The sequence below is a fragment of the Spiroplasma endosymbiont of Nomada rufipes genome (assembly GCF_964277355.1).
In the GTDB taxonomy this organism is placed as follows: domain Bacteria; phylum Bacillota_I; class Bacilli_A; order Mycoplasmatales; family VBWQ01; genus Spiroplasma_E.
Window position 1 is genome coordinate 1 of sequence record NZ_OZ195517.1, and the last position, 20,140, is coordinate 20,140.

16 protein-coding genes and 1 other RNA gene are annotated in these 20,140 nt (G+C 23.3%); all 17 read left to right on the top strand.

Annotated features, from left to right (window positions below):
- Positions 1-1,558 precede the first annotated feature (1,558 nt).
- The 17 genes from dnaN (at position 1,559) to hpt (ending at position 20,119) form a co-directional block, all read left to right on the top strand.
- On the top strand, positions 1,559-2,746 hold the full coding sequence (gene dnaN / locus ACICQF_RS00010) for a DNA polymerase III subunit beta (protein WP_252319050.1): 1,188 nt from the start codon (positions 1,559-1,561) through the stop codon (positions 2,744-2,746).
- A 57-nt stretch (positions 2,747-2,803) separates the two neighbouring features.
- The gene (locus tag ACICQF_RS00015) at positions 2,804-3,289 is read left to right on the top strand and encodes a hypothetical protein (RefSeq protein ID WP_395473209.1); all 486 of its coding nucleotides are present in this window, start codon (positions 2,804-2,806) and stop codon (positions 3,287-3,289) included.
- Between the two features lie 243 nt (positions 3,290-3,532).
- On the top strand, positions 3,533-3,835 hold the full coding sequence (locus ACICQF_RS00020; protein ID WP_395473210.1) for a hypothetical protein: 303 nt from the start codon (positions 3,533-3,535) through the stop codon (positions 3,833-3,835).
- A 240-nt stretch (positions 3,836-4,075) separates the two neighbouring features.
- A complete protein-coding gene (gyrB, locus tag ACICQF_RS00025) occupies positions 4,076-5,998 on the top strand; it encodes a DNA topoisomerase (ATP-hydrolyzing) subunit B (protein ID WP_395473720.1) in 1,923 nt (640 codons plus the stop codon).
- Positions 5,999-6,029: 31 nt separating this feature from the next.
- The gene (gene gyrA / locus ACICQF_RS00030) at positions 6,030-8,519 is read left to right on the top strand and encodes a DNA gyrase subunit A (protein WP_395473211.1); all 2,490 of its coding nucleotides are present in this window, start codon (positions 6,030-6,032) and stop codon (positions 8,517-8,519) included.
- A 16-nt stretch (positions 8,520-8,535) separates the two neighbouring features.
- A complete protein-coding gene (gene serS / locus ACICQF_RS00035; RefSeq protein WP_395473212.1) occupies positions 8,536-9,801 on the top strand; it encodes a serine--tRNA ligase in 1,266 nt (421 codons plus the stop codon).
- Positions 9,802-9,870: 69 nt separating this feature from the next.
- Positions 9,871-9,965, top strand: an RNA gene (gene ffs, locus ACICQF_RS00040) — signal recognition particle sRNA small type.
- Positions 9,966-9,989: 24 nt separating this feature from the next.
- Positions 9,990-10,442 carry a nucleoside deaminase gene (locus ACICQF_RS00045; protein ID WP_395473213.1) on the top strand — a complete coding sequence of 151 codons (453 nt, stop codon included), beginning with the start codon at positions 9,990-9,992 and terminating at the stop codon, positions 10,440-10,442.
- 58 nt (positions 10,443-10,500) lie between these two features.
- Complete coding sequence (gene dnaX / locus ACICQF_RS00050) at positions 10,501-12,267, top strand: DNA polymerase III subunit gamma/tau (protein WP_395473214.1); 1,767 nt, start codon at positions 10,501-10,503, stop codon at positions 12,265-12,267.
- An 18-nt stretch (positions 12,268-12,285) separates the two neighbouring features.
- Positions 12,286-12,555, top strand: a complete 270-nt coding sequence (locus ACICQF_RS00055) for a YbaB/EbfC family nucleoid-associated protein (protein WP_395473215.1) — start codon at positions 12,286-12,288, stop codon at positions 12,553-12,555.
- Positions 12,556-12,593: 38 nt separating this feature from the next.
- The gene (gene tmk / locus ACICQF_RS00060; protein ID WP_395473216.1) at positions 12,594-13,247 is read left to right on the top strand and encodes a dTMP kinase; all 654 of its coding nucleotides are present in this window, start codon (positions 12,594-12,596) and stop codon (positions 13,245-13,247) included.
- An 86-nt stretch (positions 13,248-13,333) separates the two neighbouring features.
- Positions 13,334-14,284 (top strand): IS30 family transposase, encoded by a 951-nt coding sequence (locus ACICQF_RS00065; protein WP_395473217.1) that lies wholly within the window; start codon positions 13,334-13,336, stop codon positions 14,282-14,284.
- A 52-nt stretch (positions 14,285-14,336) separates the two neighbouring features.
- On the top strand, positions 14,337-15,302 hold the full coding sequence (locus ACICQF_RS00070; RefSeq protein WP_252319072.1) for a hypothetical protein: 966 nt from the start codon (positions 14,337-14,339) through the stop codon (positions 15,300-15,302).
- Positions 15,303-15,305: 3 nt separating this feature from the next.
- On the top strand, positions 15,306-16,034 hold the full coding sequence (locus ACICQF_RS00075) for a tRNA1(Val) (adenine(37)-N6)-methyltransferase (protein ID WP_395473218.1): 729 nt from the start codon (positions 15,306-15,308) through the stop codon (positions 16,032-16,034).
- A 32-nt stretch (positions 16,035-16,066) separates the two neighbouring features.
- Positions 16,067-17,356: a tRNA lysidine(34) synthetase TilS gene (gene tilS / locus ACICQF_RS00080; protein WP_395473219.1), complete on the top strand. Its 1,290-nt coding sequence runs from the start codon at positions 16,067-16,069 to the stop codon at positions 17,354-17,356.
- A 37-nt stretch (positions 17,357-17,393) separates the two neighbouring features.
- Positions 17,394-19,418 (top strand): ATP-dependent zinc metalloprotease FtsH, encoded by a 2,025-nt coding sequence (ftsH, locus tag ACICQF_RS00085; RefSeq protein WP_338958483.1) that lies wholly within the window; start codon positions 17,394-17,396, stop codon positions 19,416-19,418.
- 122 nt (positions 19,419-19,540) lie between these two features.
- Positions 19,541-20,119 carry a hypoxanthine phosphoribosyltransferase gene (gene hpt / locus ACICQF_RS00090; RefSeq protein ID WP_338958485.1) on the top strand — a complete coding sequence of 193 codons (579 nt, stop codon included), beginning with the start codon at positions 19,541-19,543 and terminating at the stop codon, positions 20,117-20,119.
- Positions 20,120-20,140 lie beyond the last annotated feature (21 nt).

Genomic DNA, 20,140 nt, shown 5'->3' on the forward strand with positions numbered 1-20,140 from the left:
TGAATGACACTGATAATAAACGAGAAAACTTTCAAAATATTTGAAATAAAGTTAGAAATTTTCTTCAATATGATGAAATGATTGATCCAAGTGTTTTTAATAACTATATTAAAAACACTTATATTTATGATATTTTTGAAAATAAATGTTTAATTATTGTTGATTCACTATTTGCAAAAGAAATTTTAACTAAAAATATAACATTTAAAGTTAAAGAAATTTTGGAAAGAATTATTCAACAAAATCTTCAAATTGAATTTTTAGAACTTAATGAAGCAAAGAAACAAAAAATATATGTAGAAAAAGATTTTGTTGAATTTAATAAATTGCAACAAATTAAAAAACAATTTCAATTTAATAACTTTGTTAAAGGTGAATCAAATAACGATGCTTATCAAGCAGCATTTTCAATTACCATAGAACTTGGTAGGTATTGAAATCCCTTATTTATCTATGGTAATTCTGGATTAGGAAAAACACATTTACTTCATGCTATTGAAAATGAAATACTAACAAAATATAATAATCAAAAAAAAGTACTTTACTTATCTTCTGAAGAATTTGGTCGTATGGTACCAGAAATTATTAAACAAAATGTTAATGATATTGAAAAATTTAAAGATTCATTTAATCAATACGATGTTCTTCTAGTTGATGATATTCAATTTTTAGCTAATCGTAGTAAAACAAATGAAATATTTTTTCATATATTTAATAGTTTTGTTAACAAACAAAAACAAATTGTTATTACATCAGATAAACATCCTGATGATTTATATGGTTTTGAAGAAAGAAATGTTTCAAGATTTCAAAGTGGTTTAAGTGTTGGTATTGATTCACCAGATTTTGAAACTTCATTAATTATTTTAAAAGAAAAAATTAAGTCTTTAAATTATGATCCAAGCATTTTTACTGAAGAATCTTTAAGTTTTATTGCTTTAAATTTTAATAGTGATGTTAGAAAATTAGAAGGAGCATTAAATAGATTAATTTTTTACAGCATTTTATATATAAAGCCTAATCATTTAATAGTGCTTGAAGACGTTATGAAAGCTTTTAAAACACCAAATACTTCATTAAAAGAAAAACTAACTATTAAAAAAATTAAAACAATTGTATCTGAATATTATAATATTCCAATCAAATTATTGATTAGTACTTCTAGAGTTAAAACGATAACAATAGCACGCCATGTATCAATGTATTTAATAAAAACACTTTTAAATGAATCATATACAAAAATTGGTTCTGAATTTGGAGGTAAAGATCATACAACAGTAATGAATGCTTATAACAAAATTAAAAAAAATATTGAAACTAATTATGAATTTAAAAAAAATATTGAAAGATTATCACGTGAATGTTTAAAACACAATTAATCCACTATTTTAATCATAAATTATTAACTTATAAAATCCTGATTTTTTACTGATTTTATAAGTTAAAATTAGTTATTCACATTAATCCACATTGTAATATTATTAATAATTAAATAAATAATAATAATTAATATATATAATATAATTAATTATTAATGTTTAAAAAATGGGAGATATTTATGAAAATCGAAATCAAAAGTTCTATATTATTCAAAATAATAAAAAAAATAATAAAAATAACAATTTCTAATAACAATTATGAAGAATTATCTTGTTTTTTATTAGAAGTTGAAAAAGAAAAAATAATTTTAACCGCATCTAATGGTAATTTATCATTAAAATATGAACTAAATAATAATGAAAAATATTTAAAAATATTAAATATTGGTTCAGTATTAATTAATACTAAAATTATTTATGATATTTTTAGTAAATTAGAAGATGAATGAATTTTATTTGAACTTAAAATTAATAACTTAATCATTAGTAATTTTAAAAATGATAATAATGATTTTATCTTCAAACTAAGTACGTTGACAATTGAAAAATTTCCAAAAATTAACTTTAATAAAAATATTAAAAATAAAGTATCTTTTAATAAAAGTTTGTTGCAAAATATAAATGAACAAATTGCTTTTGCAACAAATACAAACAATAATAAACCAGCATTAAGTGGAATTAATTTTAAATTTAATGATCAAAAGTTATTTGTTACAGCAACTGATGGATATTGTTTAGCAAAAAAGTGATTTTCTTTTGAAGAAAAATTAGAATTTAGTAATAAAGAGTTTAATATTCCAGTTCATTTATTAAATGAAATTGATAAAATTACTAGTGATTTAAATTCAAATATAAATTTTTATTTTGAAAATGATTATAATTTAATTATTGAAATTGAAAATTTTTTATTTCAAACACGAATGATTGAAGGTACTTATCCAAATACGGATGATATTATTAAAAATATTATAGAAAAAGAAAAAAATATTATTGAAATTAATAACGTTAGAGAATTTTTAAAAATTATTGAATTATCAATAATTTTAGCAAAAAAAGATACTTCACCTATGATTCAATTTTGAATCAATGTGGAAAAAAATGATTTTAAAATTAATTGTTTATCTAATAATGATAGTATAGGTGAAGTAATTGAACAATTTAAAAAATTTCATATTGTGAAATCTAAAAGTTTAAAAGAAGAAATAAAAGTAGTTTTTAATTCAAAATTAATTATTAATGCTTTAAAATCTTTTAATAAATGTAAAAAAGTAAATTTGAAAATTTCTTGACCAAAAAATTATACAATTATTGATAGTGAAGAAGAAACTGGGTTATTACAACTAGTTTTACCAATTGGAGAAAAATAATATGATATAACTAAAATAGTTATTTTTAATTAATAAGCTAAGAAAAGGTAAAAAATAATGAAGAAGAAATTACAATTGTTAAGTATGTTTACTATTTTAATTTTTACTAATTTAAATATAATTGCTTGTAAAAATAAGCAAGATAGTATTAGTCAATTTTATGTTTTAAGGGATAGTTTATCAGATACTGGTGCATGAACATTTGCACAAAATCAATATTTAGAAAATAGTAATAGTAAATTTAAACATTTTCAATTAGATAAACCTTATTATAATAATTGTTGAAGTAATAATAAAGTAGCTTCACAATTAATTGCTGAAAAATTAAATATTAATTTTAAACCTGGGTGATTATTTAATATCAATGGTAAAACATTTCAAAGTTTGGGTAATAATTATGCTTATGGAGGAGAAGTTGCTAATAGCAGTGATAATAATTTAGATATTATTAAAACTTTTGATTTGTCTCATCAAACACAAATGTTGTTATTACAACATTCTTTACAAAAAAAAAGATGTTATTTGAATAGAAATGGGAGCTAATGATATTGGTAATTTAATGAATAAAACAGATCCTATTATTATTAACAGTAAGATTAATAATGTAATAAATGAAGAAAAAAAGCAATAAAATTATTAATTAAAAATGGTGCAAATAAAATTATTATTAGTGATGTTCCTGACTTAACATTAACACCAAAAATTAAAAAGATATTACATAATAATCAACAAAAAATACAAATAGCACGTAAAACATGTATTGAATATCAAAAACAATGAAAAAAAATGATATTAGAAATGAAAATAATTTATAAAAATATTATTACACCTTTTTTTCTTTCAAGAGAATTAGCAACTGATATTAATAATTTTAAAAATAAAATTCCAGATGGAATTGTTGAAAATAGTGCTACAATTTGTAAAATGATGTCTAAAGAAACAAAATATTCTTATAAACCAGTTTTTAATTCTGGAGTTAATGAAAGTAATTTAAATAAATATTTTTATTTTGATGAGTTTCATACAGGTATGTGATTTCATCAACAAATGGCAAATAGTATTATTAATTTAATAGAAAATTTTAAATAGATTTTTTGTTAAATATTTTTAAAAAAGTAATTTATTATTTTTGAATAAAGATTTTTTAATTTTTCTTTTAAAAAAATTATGTTGTTTTAAATCAAAAAAAAATGTATAATTTATGCATAAAATGTAAAATAATATGCTTATTTTAAAGAATAAAAAGTCTTTTTTTGAATTTATTTTTGAAATTTTAAATATTTTCATTATTAAATTAATGAAAATATTTAATGATGAAAGAGAGTGAAAATAGTGAGCACAAGGACTCCAAATGATTATAATGCTAACTCAATTCAAGTTTTAGAAGGACTAGAAGCAGTTAGAAAACGACCTGGAATGTATATTGGTTCCACTGCAGAAAGAGGATTACATCACTTAGTTTGAGAAATAGTTGATAATGCTGTTGATGAAGTTATTGCCGGTTTTTGTACAAAAATTTCTGTAACTATTACTAAAAATAATGAAATATTAGTAAAAGATAATGGTCGAGGTATTCCTACTGATATACATCCAAAGACTAATATTTCAACAGTAGAAACGGTTTTTACTACATTACATGCTGGTGGAAAATTTGATAATGGTTCTTATAAAGTATCAGGTGGTTTGCATGGTGTTGGTGCTTCAGTAGTAAATGCTTTAAGTAAGTATTTGGAAGTTACTATTTACCGTGATGGTAATATTTTTTTTCAAAAATATATTGAAGGTGGTAAACCAGAATTACCATTGGCAGTTATTGGACAAAGTGATAAAAAAGGAACAACTGTTTTATTTAAACCTGATGAAAGTATTTTTACTGAAACTGTAAATTTTAGTTTTATAATAATTAAAACAAGGTTAAGACAACTTGCTTTTTTAAATAAAGGTTTAACTATTCAAGTTATTGATGAACGTGAAAATAAAGAAGAAACTTTTTGTTATGAAGGGGGCATTAAAGAATATGTTGCTTTTTTAAATAATAAATTTGAACCTTTAAAACATGAAATTATTTATGGAGAGTTTGAAATAAATGGTATAAATACAGAAATAGCTTTTCAATATAATGAAAGTGAAGAATCTCAAATATTTTCATTTTGTAATAATATTAATACACCTGAAGGTGGAACACATGAAGATGGTTTTCGTTTAGCATTAACAAGAGAATTGAATTATTATGCGAAAAAAAATAATCTTTTAAAAAATAATGATGAAACATTTACTGGTGATGATGTTAAAGAAGGAATTTTAGCAATTATTTCAGTTCAACATCCTAATCCACAATATGAAGGGCAAACTAAAACAAAACTTGGTAATTCTGAAGTTAGAAAAATTGTTTCTAATGTAACTGGAAAAATAATTAATAAATTTTTATTGGAAAACCCTGCTGAAGCAAAAGTTATTATTAACAAAGTTATTTTATCAGTAAGTGCACGTTTAGCATCTAAAAAAGCACGTGAGAATATTATGACTTCGAGAAAAAATCCTTTACAATTTTCTAATTTACCTGGTAAATTAGCAGATTGTTCTTCTAAAGATCCAACTAAAACAGAAGTTTTTCTTGTCGAAGGTGAGTCAGCTGGTGGAACTGCAAAGTTGGGAAGAAGTAGAGAAATTCAAGCAATTTTACCATTAAGAGGGAAAATAATTAATGTTGAAAAAGCACGACTTTTAAAAGTTTTTTCTGATGAAGAAATAAATAATCTTATTATTTCCTTTGGCTGTGGTGTTGGTAAAGAATTTAATATTACTAAATTACGTTATCATAAAATTATTATTATGACTGATGCTGATGTTGACGGTTCACATATTAAAACATTATTATTAACATTTTTTTATCGTTACATGCGTCCCTTAATTGATGCTGGTTATATATATATAGCTCAGCCTCCTTTATATAAATTTTATAGTGGTAAATTTGTTAAATATGCATATAATGATCAAGAATTGCAAGAAATTAAAGATAATTTTAATGGAACTAATTTTAACATTCAACGTTATAAAGGTTTAGGAGAAATGAATGCCACACAACTATGAGAAACAACTATGGATCCACAACATAGAATTTTATTACAAGTAAGTATTGATGATGCTTCAGAAGCAGATGAAACTTTTTCAATATTGATGGGGAAAGATGTATTTCCACGAAAAGAATTTATTCAAGAAAATGCTAAATATGTAAAAAACATTGATGCTTAAAATTTAATAAAATAAAATTAGGAGTTTATATATGAGCGAAATAACTAAAAAAAATGAAACATTTATTTCTAATAAATATGTTCGTAATATATCTGATGAAATGAGAACTAGTTTTTTAGAATATTCAATGTCAGTTATTGTTTCAAGAGCTTTACCAGATGCAAGAGATGGATTGAAACCAGTACATCGTCGAATTTTATATTCTTTAGCAATTTTAGGTATGACATATGATAAACCTTATAAAAAAGCAGCACGTATTGTTGGAGAATGTATTGGAAAATTTCATCCTCATGGTGATATTGCAGTTTATGAAACAATGGTAAGAATGGCACAAGAATTTAATTATCGTTATCCTTTAGCTGATGGCCAAGGTAATTTTGGTTCAATTGATGGTGATAGTGCTGCTGCTATGAGATATACTGAAGTTAGAATGAGTAAAATGGCAGGAGAGTTGGTTAAAGATTTAAATAAAAATACAGTTACTTTTGTTGAAAATTATGATGGTGCTGAAAAAGAGCCTAGTGTTTTACCAGCTTATTTTCCTAATTTATTAGTTAATGGAACAACAGGTATTGCTGTTGGAATGGCAACAAGTATTCCACCACATAACTTAAGAGAAATAGTTGATGCAATTATTTTTGTAGCTCACAATCCTGATTGTGATATTATGGAAATATTAGATATTGTTAAAGGACCTGATTTTCCTACAGGTGCAATGATTTTAGGCGTAAATTCATTTAAAAATGCTTATTTAAACGGAAGATCAACAATAACAGTTCGTAGTAAAACTAAAGTTGAAAAATTATCAAATGGTAAACCTGCAATTATTGTTGAAGAAATACCTTATCAAACTAATAAAACTAATTTAATAAATAATATAGTTAAAGCAGTTCAAGAAAAAAAAGTAAATTATATAACTGATTTGCGAGATGAATCTAATCGTGAAGGAATAAGATTAGTATTAGAAATTAAAAATATTGATTATGCTGAACTTATTTTAAATCAACTATATAAATTTACTTCATTACAAACAACATTCACAATAAATTTATTAGCATTACATAATAAACAACCTAAAGTAATGAATTTAAAAGAAATGATTGAAATTTATATTGAACATCAAATTGAAATTATTCTTAATAAGTCTAATTTTGAATTAAAAAAATATGAACATCAATATCATATTATTTTTGGTCTTGTTAAAGCATTACAAAATATTGATGAAATTATTAAAATAATTAAGGAATCAAAGAAAACAGAAGAAGCATTAACTAATTTACAGAATAAATTTGAATTTTCTGAAAAACAAGCTAAAGCTATTTTAGAAATGAAACTGCAACGTTTAACAGATTTAGAACAAGAAAAATTAAATAATGAATTATCATTTATTAATGAAGAAATTATTCGATTAAGAACTTTAATTAATGAACCTTCTAAGCAAATAGAATTAATGATTTCTCAGTTAACAACAATTAAAGAAAATTATGGTGATGATAGAAGAACTGAAATTATTGAAAATTATGAAGGTGAAATTATTGATGAAGCTTTAATTAAAGAAGAACAGGTGGTTATAACGCTTTCAAAAAGTGGTTATATTAAACGTTTACCTTTAGATACATATAGAACTCAACATCGTGGTGGTGTTGGTGTTAAAGGTGCTGGTGGCACTGATATTAATACTGATGATATTGATAAAGTTTTAATTACTTCAACCCATTCTGATTTGTTAATATTTAGTAATAAAGGAAAAGTTTATCGAATTCGTGCTCATAAGGTACCAAATTACTCAAGAACAGCTAAAGGAACACCAATTGTTAATTTAATAGCAACAGAAAAAAATGAGACTATTAAAACAATAATTGCTATATCAGAAGATTATGATATAAATGCTAATTTATTTTTTGTTACTAAAAAAGGAATTATTAAACGTTCAACTTTAGATCAATTTAAATCTATTTACCAAAATGGTAAGATAGCTATTAAATTGCGTTCAAATGATCAATTAGTAGATGTTCTGAAAACTACAGGTAATAATGAAATAATTATTGCTGTGGCTAATGGACGAGCAGTTAGAATCAATGAAAATCAAGTTAGAGTAATGTCAAGAATAGCCAGCGGAGTAAAAGGAATAGATACAAAAGGTACTCATGTAATTGGAATGTGCTCTAATCAAGATGGTGATTTAGTTGTCTCTATTAGTGACAAAGGTTATGGAAAAATATCACGATTTGAAGAATATCGTTTAGCAAATCGTGGTGGTAAGGGTGTAATTTCAATGAAATTAGCTCAAAAAACAGGAAAATTAATTGGTATAAATTCAATAAATAACACTAATAATAGCAATGATTTATTAATTATGACTTTAAAAGGTATAGTTATTAGATTTTCTTTAGAAGATATAAGAACTACAAGCAGAAATACTATAGGTGTTAAATTAATTAGATTTAAAACAGAAGATGATGCAATTTCTTCAATTGTAACAATCCCAATCACTAAAGAAAAAACTATTTTTATTGATTAATTTAAGAGGTGCTAAAATGATTGATATAGAAAAAATACGTAATAATTTAGAAAAAACTATTAATAAAATAGAAACAAGGGGCCAAAGTTATAAAAACGAAATAAATAAAATTTTTAATTTAGATTTAGAAATAAGAACTTTAAAAACAAAAAATCAAAAATTAGAAGAAACAAGAAATAAGCAATCTAAACAAATTAGTGAATTATTAAAAAATAAAAAAAATGATCAAATAAAAAAAATTAAAGATGATATGATTATTTTAAAAGAAAAAATTATAAAAAATAATTTAAAAATTGTAGATTTAGAAGATAAAATATATGAATTACAGTTAGTAATTCCTAATATACCACATTTTTCAGTTCCACAAGGAAACGATGAAACTAATAATCAAGAAGTTAGAAAATGAGGGAAAATTATTAAAAAAAATAGTAAACCACACTGAGAAATTGCTGAAAAGTTAAATATAATTGATTTTTCAAAAGCAACTAAATTAAGTGGTACTAGATTTATTATGTATAAAAATAAAGGTGCTTTATTAGTTAGAGCATTAATGAATTTTATGATTGATTCTCATTTAAAAAATGGTTATTCTGAATTTTTACCACCATTAATTATTAATAAAGAAAACTTATTTGGTACAGGGCAACTTCCTAAATTTAAAGATGATTTATTTCAATTAAATAATGAACAGTATTTAATTCCAACAGCAGAAGTTCCTTTAACAAATATTTATCGTAATGAAATTATTAATTTTTCTGAATTACCAATAAAAATGTGTGCTTATACACCATGTTTTCGTTCAGAAGTGGGTTCTGCTGGTAGAGATACAAGAGGAATAATTAGATTACATCAATTTAATAAAGTAGAATTAGTTCAAATTGTTGATCCTGAAAAATCTTATGATGCCCTTGAAGAGTTAACTAAAAATGCTGAATTAATTTTACAAAAATTAGATATTCCTTATAGAGTTATTAATTTATGTAGTGGTGATATTGGTTTTAGTGCTGCTAAAACTTATGATTTAGAATTATGATTACCTTATCAAATGTGTTATCGTGAGGTTTCTTCATGTAGTAATTGTGAAGATTTTCAAGCAAGAAGAATGGAAACTAGAGTTAGTCAAGATAATAAGAAAGTAGTTCCACATACACTAAATGGATCGGGATTAGCTATTGATCGAGTTGTTGCAGCAATTTTAGAAAATTTTTATGTTGAAGAAGATAATGTTGTAAATATACCTATTGTTTTACAACCTTATATGAATAATTTAAAAACTATTTAATTTATAATGTTTCACGTGAAACATTATAAATTAAAAAAAAGTATTTTTTTATAAAAAAATTGTTATAATTAATAATGCCACTGCAACAATTACATTCGAACCGGGTCAGGACCGAAAGGTAGCAGCCATAAGGATTAGGATTGTGTGTGGTGGTTTTATTTTGAAAAATAAAAAAGAGGTTTCTTTAAATGAAAAAACAAAATTATATGGAAATTGCCTTAAAGCTTGCTAAAAAAGCTGCTATTAATGGTGATGTTCCAATTGGTGCAATTATTGTTGATGAAAATGATAATATTATTGGTAGAGGATTTAACAAAAAGGAAAAAGACAAAGATCCAACTCAACATGCGGAAATTATTGCAATAAAAAAAGCATGTAAAAAAATTAATAATTGACGTTTATTAAATTGTACTATTTATACAACATTAGAACCATGTTTAATGTGTGTAGGGGCTTTGTTACAAACAAGAATAAAACATATTGTTTTTGCTTTAAAAGATAGTAAGTTTGGATGCGTTGAATCACTCTATAATTTAACATTAGATAAAAGATTTAATCATCGTAGTGAATATACTTATTCTTTAAAATTAGATAGTAAAGAAATGTTACAAAGTTTTTTTGGAGAAATTCGTAATTTATAATAATTGTTTTTATAACAAATTTTATAAAAAATTGTTAGGATAAATATAGGTGATTTAAATGAAACATAAATCTTTTTATAGAAAGTATCGACCAAATTCTTTTTTAGAAATAATTAGTCAGGATAATATTGTAAGAATATTAAAAAATTCTATTTTAAATAATAGTTTTAATCATGCTTATTTATTTTCAGGCTCAAAAGGTACAGGAAAAACATCAACGGCTAAAATATTTGCTAAATCAATTAACTGTCAAAATAACATTGATGGAGATGCATGTAATACTTGTGAAAATTGTATAAACATTAGTTCAAATAATTGTATTGATATTTTAGAAATTGATGGTGCTTCCAATAATGGTGTTGATGAAATAAGAAGTATTAGAGATAATATTAACTTATTACCGATGAATTTTAAATATAAAGTTTATATTATTGATGAAGTTCATATGTTAACAACTTCTGCTTTTAACGCATTATTAAAAACCTTAGAAGAACCACCACAACATATTATTTTTATTTTAGCAACAACAGAACCATATAAAGTAATTCCAACTATAATTTCTCGTTGTTTATGATTTGAATTTAAAAAAATTAATGTAAATGAAACTAAAAAACATTTTATTGATGTTTTAACAAAAGAAAAAATTAATTTTGAGGTTGAAGCAGTAGAGGAATTAGCAATATTGAGCGAAGGTTCTTTACGTGATGGTTTAAATTATTTAGAAAAAACATTTAATTATGGTAATAATATAACACTTAAAAATGTTGAAAAAATATTTTCTGTTTTATCAACAAAAAATAAAATATTATTTTTAATTAATATATTTAATTGTAATATTGAGCAAGTAATAAAACAATTAACATTATTTGATGAATATACTATTCAATATAAAAAAAATATTATTGATTTTATTTACATTCTTGAAGAAATATTAATTTATGCTATTACTAAAAAAACAGAATTACTTAAAATGATAAATATTCAACAAGTAAATATTTTTTCTGAAGTAGTAAAATCTGATTTACTTTTAATTTTGAATTCATTTAATGAAATTTTAATTCAAGAAGATGTTGATGATTTAAAACCAACATTAATACTAAAAATATTAAATTTAATTAAAAATTTTGAGAATAAATATTCATTAAATTATTTAGAAAAAACAAAAATATCTATTATGAATATAGAAAATAAAAGTATAAATTTAAATAGTAAAGATGAAATAACAAAAATTTTAAAAAAAAGCGAAATAGATAAAAATAATGAAGAATTAACTTCAATTTTAGTAAAAGAAGAAAATACTAGTATTAAAGAAAAAGAAATTTTTGATGTACCAACTGTGAAAAATTTAAAAAATGATGAGATAATTGATAAAGCCATTAATTTAATTTTACAAGCTGATAAAAATATTAGAAAAGAAGTTAGTGAAAAGTGAAAAAATATTTCTAAATTTATTAATGATAATAAATTTAGAAACATAACTAAAGTTTATATAAATACTATTATTGCGGCAGCATCTACTAATGGCATTATTATTATTACCAAAAATATTATTCAATCTGATTTAATAAATCAAAGTTTTTTAAGTAAAGAACATAGAGAATTTTTAAATATTTTATTAGAAAATGAATACATGATTTATGCCCTTGATAAAAATCAATGACAGGAAACAAGAAAAAAATATCAAGAGTTACTAACAAAAAAAATATTACCAAAACCAGTAGATATTGTAATATCAAAACCTGTAATTGAGTCATTTACCAATGTAGATAGAGATCCGACTTTAAATTTTATAAAAAAAATATTTACTGAAATTGAAGAAATATAAAAATATGAGGTGAAAAATATGGATATGAAAAGAATGTTAGCACAAGCACAAGCAATTCAAGGAAAGTTAACAAAATTTAAAAAAGAAGAATTTACTTTTTCTGATATTGATGGTTTAGTTAAAATTATTATAACAGGTGGACGTAAAATAGTTTCAGTTAATATTGAAGGATTATTAAAAGAAGCAGAAAATGATTATTCAAGTATTAATGATATGCTACAAACAGAACTAAATAAAGCATTAAAACAAATAGATGAAAAAGAAAAAAATATTGCTGGCAAGTTTTAGAAAAGTTTAGTAATTTTAGCATAGAAAGAGGTAGAAAAATGTTATTTATTACCTTTGAAGGGACAGAAGGTGCAGGTAAAACTACAGTTTTAAAAATGATTAAAGAACAATTAAAACAAGATGGTTTTGATGTTATTATTACGAGAGAACCAGGTGGTAGCGAAATTTCTGAACAAATAAGACAAGTTATTTTAAATAAAGAAAATACATTAATGGATCCATGAACAGAAGTTTTGCTTTATATTGCAGCTAGAAGACAACATTTAATTGAAAAAATTCTGCCAAATAAAAACAGTAATAAAATCATTATTTCTGATCGTTTTTCTGACTCAACTTTAGCATATCAGGGTTATGCTAGAAATTTAGATATTGATAAAATAAATCTTATTCAAAAACTTATTTTTGAAGATTATCAACCTGATTTGACAGTTTTATTTGATATTAAACCAGAAACAGGTTTACAACGAATTTTATTAAGAAAAGGTGAAAAATTAAATAGATTAGATGAAGAAACATTAGAATTTCATCAAAAAGTATATAATGGTTATAAAAAAATTGCTATTAGTAATCCAAATCGCGTTCATACAATAAATGCTAATTTATCGGAAAAAAAAGTTTTTAATAGTGTTTATGAACTAATCATAAATTTAGTTGAAGAAAAAGGTTTTAAAGAAGCTGAATTATACTTGTAAGTGCAAGTAAATAAAATTGCAAAAAATTCTCATATAAAAATTTCATAATGCTAAATTTAGTTTAGAAAAAAGCAAGGAGTTTTTATATGAGTTATAAACATCTTGGCATAGATGAAAGGATTTATATTGAGAATCAATTTAAATTTAAATTTAAAATTAGTGAAATAGCTAAAAATCTTAATCGAAGTATTAGTACTATTATTCGAGAAATTAATAGAAATAAAGATAATAATCATTATTTTTCATTAATTGCACAAAATAAAGCTGAAAATCGAAAACAATCACATATTATTTTTCATAAGTTTAAAAATAAGAATTTAGTAAAATATGTACAACAAAAATTACTATTAGGTTGATCACCTGAACAAATTTATGGCAGAATTAAAAATTTTCATAAAGAGTGATTTATTAGTTTTAAAACAATTTATACTTGAATTTATTTTGGAATGCTTGATAAAGTTACTAGTAAAAATTTAAGAAGAAAAGGTAAAAAACGAAAATCTAAAGAAAATCGTGACAAGTTTAATGGTAAATCAATTAAAGAACGAGATATAAATGTTAATGATCGTATAACACTTGGTCATTGAGAAGGAGATACTATAGTATCATCACGAGGTAAAAGCAAATCATGTTTAATAACTTTAGTTGAAAGAGTATCACGATTTACTTTAACAATATTAGTTAAAAACAGAACTACTAAAGTTATTAATAAAAATGTCAGTTATTATTTATCAATTCTTCCTAAAAACATTGTTAAAACTATTACTTTTGATCGTGGCAAAGAATTTTCAAATTGACAACAACTTGAAAAAAATTTAAATGTAAAAATTTATTTTGCCAATCCATATTCACCTTGACAAAGAGGTACTAATGAAAATACTAATGGTTTAATTAGAGAAAAATTTCCTAAAAAATTTATTTTTTCAAAAACTAATAAAAATGAAGTTCATAAATTTATATTGTCTTTAAATCAAAGACCGAGAAAAATATTAAATTATCTTTCACCAATCGAATATTTGGATAGAAAAATAATTTAGTTGCACTTACCTTTACAATTTAGCAGAAAAAAAATTAAAATTAGAGGATCTAATGAAGGAAAATAATGTAATTTTATTTGAAAATGAAGAATCAGAAAATTTTTCTATTTTTGCAATGGAAAATATTCCGCAGGTAATTTTATTGTATTCGAAAAATAAAATATTAAATATAAATGTTAGTAATAAGTTAATAAAAAAAATTGTTTGTAAAAATAATAATCAATTAAAAAAATGTACTGAAGAAAATATGTGTCAAAATTGTTTTAAAATTAAAACTAATAGTTATTTTGATTTTAAAAAATTTGATTTTAGTAAAAATAATATTATGAATAAAAATATTGTTTTAGAAATTATTAATGATTTTTCTAAAACTAATTTAGAAAAAGATGCTAATAAAATTTATTTAATAAATCAAATTGAATTTTCTTCAACTTCAGCCTCAAATGTTATGCTTAAAACTTTAGAAGAATTATCTAAAAATATTTATGTAATTTTTACTACCACTAATATTAATCAAATACTCCCTACTATTAAATCTCGTTGTCAATTGATAAATTGTTCAAAAGAAAATGATATATTTGTTAGTAACGATTATGATGATGAACAATTATTAATTTTAAAAATATTTTCAAATACTACTTTTTTGACAGATGAAAGCAGTAAACTTAAATTAAAAAAATATATTGAAATTATTAAACAATTTATTATTAATGATAATGATAAAAAAGTTAACAATCAACTTTTGAATAAAAAAATAATTAGTTTAAAAGAAGAAATTATTTACTTTTTTAGATTTTTTAATTTAGTAGTTTTTAATAAATTAACTTTTCTTTTATTTAAAAAGTATGATTTTAATAATTTTTTTATTGAAAGTTTAGTTAATTTATGAAAAAATAGTAATTTAAAAAACATAGCCTATATTTTAGAACAAATTTCATTTACAATTACTAAATTAAAATTTAATGTTAACTTAAATTTATTAATAAATTCTTTTCTTATTAAGGTAAGTGATAATTAAACTATGGAAAGTACAAAAAAAATTTTAATTTTAAATCAAGATGATAAAAAAATTAAACTTATTCAAAGAAAAGATATGTTTTGTGTTTCTTTGGATACTATTTTATTAAGTAATTTTATTAAAATAAAACCCAGTACTAAAAAAATAATTGATTTTGGAACTAATAATGCTGTTATTCCAATAATTTTAGCGGCAAAATTTCAAGGAAAAGTAATTGGTATTGAAATTCAAGAGCCAGCTGTTGAACTTGCTTTAGAAAATATAAAACTTAATAATTTAGAAAAAAGAATTGTCGTTGTTCATGAAGACATAAAAATTTATGCTCAAAGAGAAAAAGAAAAAGTTGATTTAATTGTATGTAATCCACCTTTTTTTCCTTTATGAGATAAAAGCAAAGTAAAAGCACAACCTTTAAAAATTCCAGCAAGACATGAAGTATATATTAATTTAGAGGAGATTATTGCTAGCGCAAGTAAATTATTAAAAGACAAAGGGCGATTGGTTATGATAAATAGTGTAGAAAGAATAAACGAAACACTGCTTTTATTAAAAAAATATCAAATTACACCTAAAAAATTACAAATAGTTTATCCTAAAATTAATCAGGCTGCCAATGTTTTTTTAATTGAAGCAGGATTTTTAGCGAAAGAAGGAATGATTGTTTTGCCACCATTGATTTGTCATAATAAAAATAATACTTATATTGATGAAATAGCAAAGTGATATAAATAATCTTAATATAAGTGTAAGGTTAGGTGTTTAAAATGAATATTAATTGATTAAATAAACTTAATAAAAAAATAACTTACTTATTAGCTGTATCAGGTGGTCCAGATAGTATGTTTTTATTAGATAATTTAGTACGTAATGAGTTTAAAATTATTGTTTGTCATGTTAATTATCATAAACGTTGAAGTAGTAATGTTGATGAGCAAATTGTTCGAGAATATTGTACAAATAATAAAATAACTTTAGAAGTAAAAAATATTAAAGAAGAGGAATACAATAAAAAACAAAATTTTCAAAGTCAAGCACGTGTACTTAGATATGATTTTTTTAATGAAATTGCTCAAAAATATCAAGTTTATAATCTTGTTGTAGCACATCATATTTACGATTTACTTGAAACATATATTATTCAAAAACAACGCAAAGCAATAGTTTCTTATTATGGATTAAAATTTAAAACAACATATAAATCTTTATCGGTTTATCGTCCAATGTTAGAATTAAAAAAAGAAGATATTATTGACTATTTAACTTTGTATCATATTAAATATGGATTTGATGAAACAAATGAATTAATTATTTATGAAAGAAATCGAGTTAGACAACAACAAATTAATAAACTTACTGATTTTGATATTAATTTAATGTTAAGTGAAATTAAAGAATTAAATAGTGAACAAGAGTTACTGAAAGATGAACTTGAAGTAATTTATAATACCATTATTAATGATGATGTGCTTGCTATTAATGAATTTAAAAAATATGAATTTAAATTACAACAAATGATTATCTATGAATTTTTAAGCCAATATGATGAAGAATTAGTTTTATCTTTAAAAAAGGCTAAAATTAAAGAAATAGTTAGAGTTTTAACTAAATCTAGTAAACCAAATATTACTATTTGTATTTTTGAAAATACTTGAGTTATTAAAGAATATAATTTTGCATATATTAGTGAAAAAAATGAACCAAAACAATTTAGTTATAAAATTTCTAAAATAAATAACTATAATTTTAAGGAAATTACTATTTCTAAAACTGAACCAACAGGTGGTGAATTTCAAGCTTTATATATTAATAAATCAGATTTTCCATTAACAATTAGAACTAATAATGGTGAAGAAGAAATTGAAACACCATTTGGTACAAAAAAAATTAATCGTTTATTTATTGATAATAAAATTCCATATCGTGAACGTCTTATATGACCAGTAATCATAAATTCAAGCGGAAAAGTAGTGGCAATTCCAAAATTATCGGTAAATAAAAACAATATTAGTGAGAAACCTAATTTGTATGTGCTAAAATATTATGGTATTATTTAAGAAAATAAATTAGAAATTAAACGTAGGTGAAAAAATAATGCAAACGCGAATTAAAATTAATTGAATGATTGTTGCACTATTCGTTGCTTTTTTAGTATTTGTTGGAATTTTATTGTGATATTTTTTAAGAGGTAATGCTTTAACTTTAGATCAATTTCAATTAGAAACATTACTTAGAGATGGTAAACTCCCTGGCAATAGTAGTAGTGACACTGTTAGTAAAATTGATGGAGTACAAGTTCAATTTTTTGATCATACTACTTATATTACAGGTTTTTTAGGAATTAATGGTAAGGTAAAACGATTTGAAGCGACAGTTTCTGGAACTGCTACAGGTGGTTTTTATCATGATGTTATTGAAAAATTATTCAGAAAAGATAAAGAGGGTAAAGGCTTTGATATTAACCCCACAATTATTAGTGAATTAGTTCCATTTTGAAAAACATTTTTAATTAGTATGTTTCCGATATTAGTATTAGTTGGTGGTTCATTTTGATTATTTTCTAAAATGAATAAAATGGGTGCCGGTGGTGGCATGAGTCCTTTTTCAATGGGAAAAAGTCGTGCTAAGATTAGAACATCAGATACTAGATTTACTGATGTTGCTGGTATTAAAGAAGAAAAATTGGAATTAGAAGAAGTTGTTCATTTTTTAAAGTTTCCACAAAAATATGCACAAATGGGTGCAAGAGTGCCAAAAGGAGTTCTTCTTGTAGGACCGCCTGGTACTGGTAAGACTTTATTAGCAAAAGCAGTTGCTGGTGAAGCAGGTGTTCCTTTCTTTTCAATTTCTGGTTCTGAATTTGAAGAAGTTTTTGTTGGAGTTGGAGCTTCAAGAATTAGAGAAATGTTTACTACTGCTAAAAAAAGTGCTCCTTGTATTATTTTTATTGATGAAATTGATGCAGTAGGAAGAAAACGTGCCTCAGCTTCAACTGCAACTAATGAACAAACTTTAAACCAATTATTAGTTGAAATGGATGGATTTGAAACTAACTTGGGAGTTATTATTATGGCTGCCACTAACCGTGCTGATGTACTTGATGAAGCGTTATTGCGTCCAGGTAGATTTGATCGTCAAATTTCTTTAAGTTGACCTGATATTAAAGAACGTGAAGCAATTTTACGATTACATGCTCGTAATAAAAATATTTCGCCAAAAGTTAATTTTCAAAGAATAGCAGAGAGAACGCCAGGATTTAGTGGTGCACAATTAGAAAATGTATTAAATGAAGCAACGTTGTTAGCTGTTCGTCATAATAAAACAGTTATTGGTTTAGTAGAAATTGATGAAGCTATTGATAGAGTTGTTGGTGGACCTGCTAAAACTTCAAGAGTAATTACTGATATGGATAAAAAAATAGTATCATATCACGAAGCTGGACATGCTCTTATTGGTTTAAAACTAGAATATGCTTCTAAAGTCCAAAAAGTTACAATAATACCACGTGGACAAGCAGGTGGATATACTATTATGACTCCTAAAGAAGATACTATGTTTTATTCAAAAGTACATTTAAGAGCAACTATTACTGGTTATTTAGGTGGTCGCGCTTCAGAAGAAATTATGTTTGGTAATGCAAATATTACTACTGGTGCTCATGATGATTTAGAAAAAGCAACAAATATTGCCAGAAAAATGATAACTGAATATGGAATGTCATCTGAATTAGGATTAGTTCAATTTGAAAGTCCACGTAATGAGTATTCACCTTTTGCAGCAAATAAGTTTTCTGATGATATTGCATCTAAAATTGATGGAGAAATTAAAAAATTATTAGATGTTTGTTATATTGAAGCAGTAGCAACAATTAAAAAACATAAAGATACATTAGAATTAATTGCTAAATCATTAATGACTTTAGAAACAATTACTGCTGAACAAATAGAATATATTGATAAATATAATAAATTACCAATTGAAGTAATAGAAATGCAAAAAGAAATGCAAAAAAATAGTAAAAATCCTTCCAAAGAGGATAATGAATCAAATGATAAAAAGGAAGATAATAATTCAGGGACTGATGATGATACAATATCAGTTGTTCCTAAGAAGAAATAATTAAATTATTATAATAAAAAACAAAACTTACTATTTTAATATTTTCAATAATGTGTAAGTTTTGTTTTATTTTCTTTTTTTATTTGGTAAATATAATATAAAAAGTAATAAGGAGAAAAACAATGTTGGAAAAACATGAATTAGTAGAAAAAATATTATTAAGTACTGATGTAATTAATAATAAAATTATTGAACTTGCAAAATCAGTTAATAGTTATTATAAAGATAATAAAGAGCCCATTATTTTAGTAGGGATATTAAGAGGATGTTTACCTTTTTTATCACAATTTATGTTAAATCTTAAGATTGATTGTTTGGTTGATTTTATGTATGTAGAGTCATATTTAGGACAAACAAAGGCGGTAAATAAACCAAAAATAAGAATGGATGTTATTAATAATGTTAAGGGTCGTGATTTATTAATTGTTGAAGATATTATTGATTCAGGTAATTCGTTATTTAAAATTCGTGATCATTTGCAAGAACTTGGAGCAAAATCGGTAAAAATAATTACTCTATTAGATAAGAAATCTAAAAGAATTGCTAAAATTGAAGCTGATTGATATGGTTTTGAAGTTCCTGATCATTTTTTAGTGGGATATGGTCTTGATTACGATGAAAAATTGAGAAACTTACCTTATGTTGGTATTGCTGACCTTAATAAAATTGCAATTTTAGAAAAATGTAAAAAAAGTAGTTAAGTAAATAAGTTTAGAAGTTAA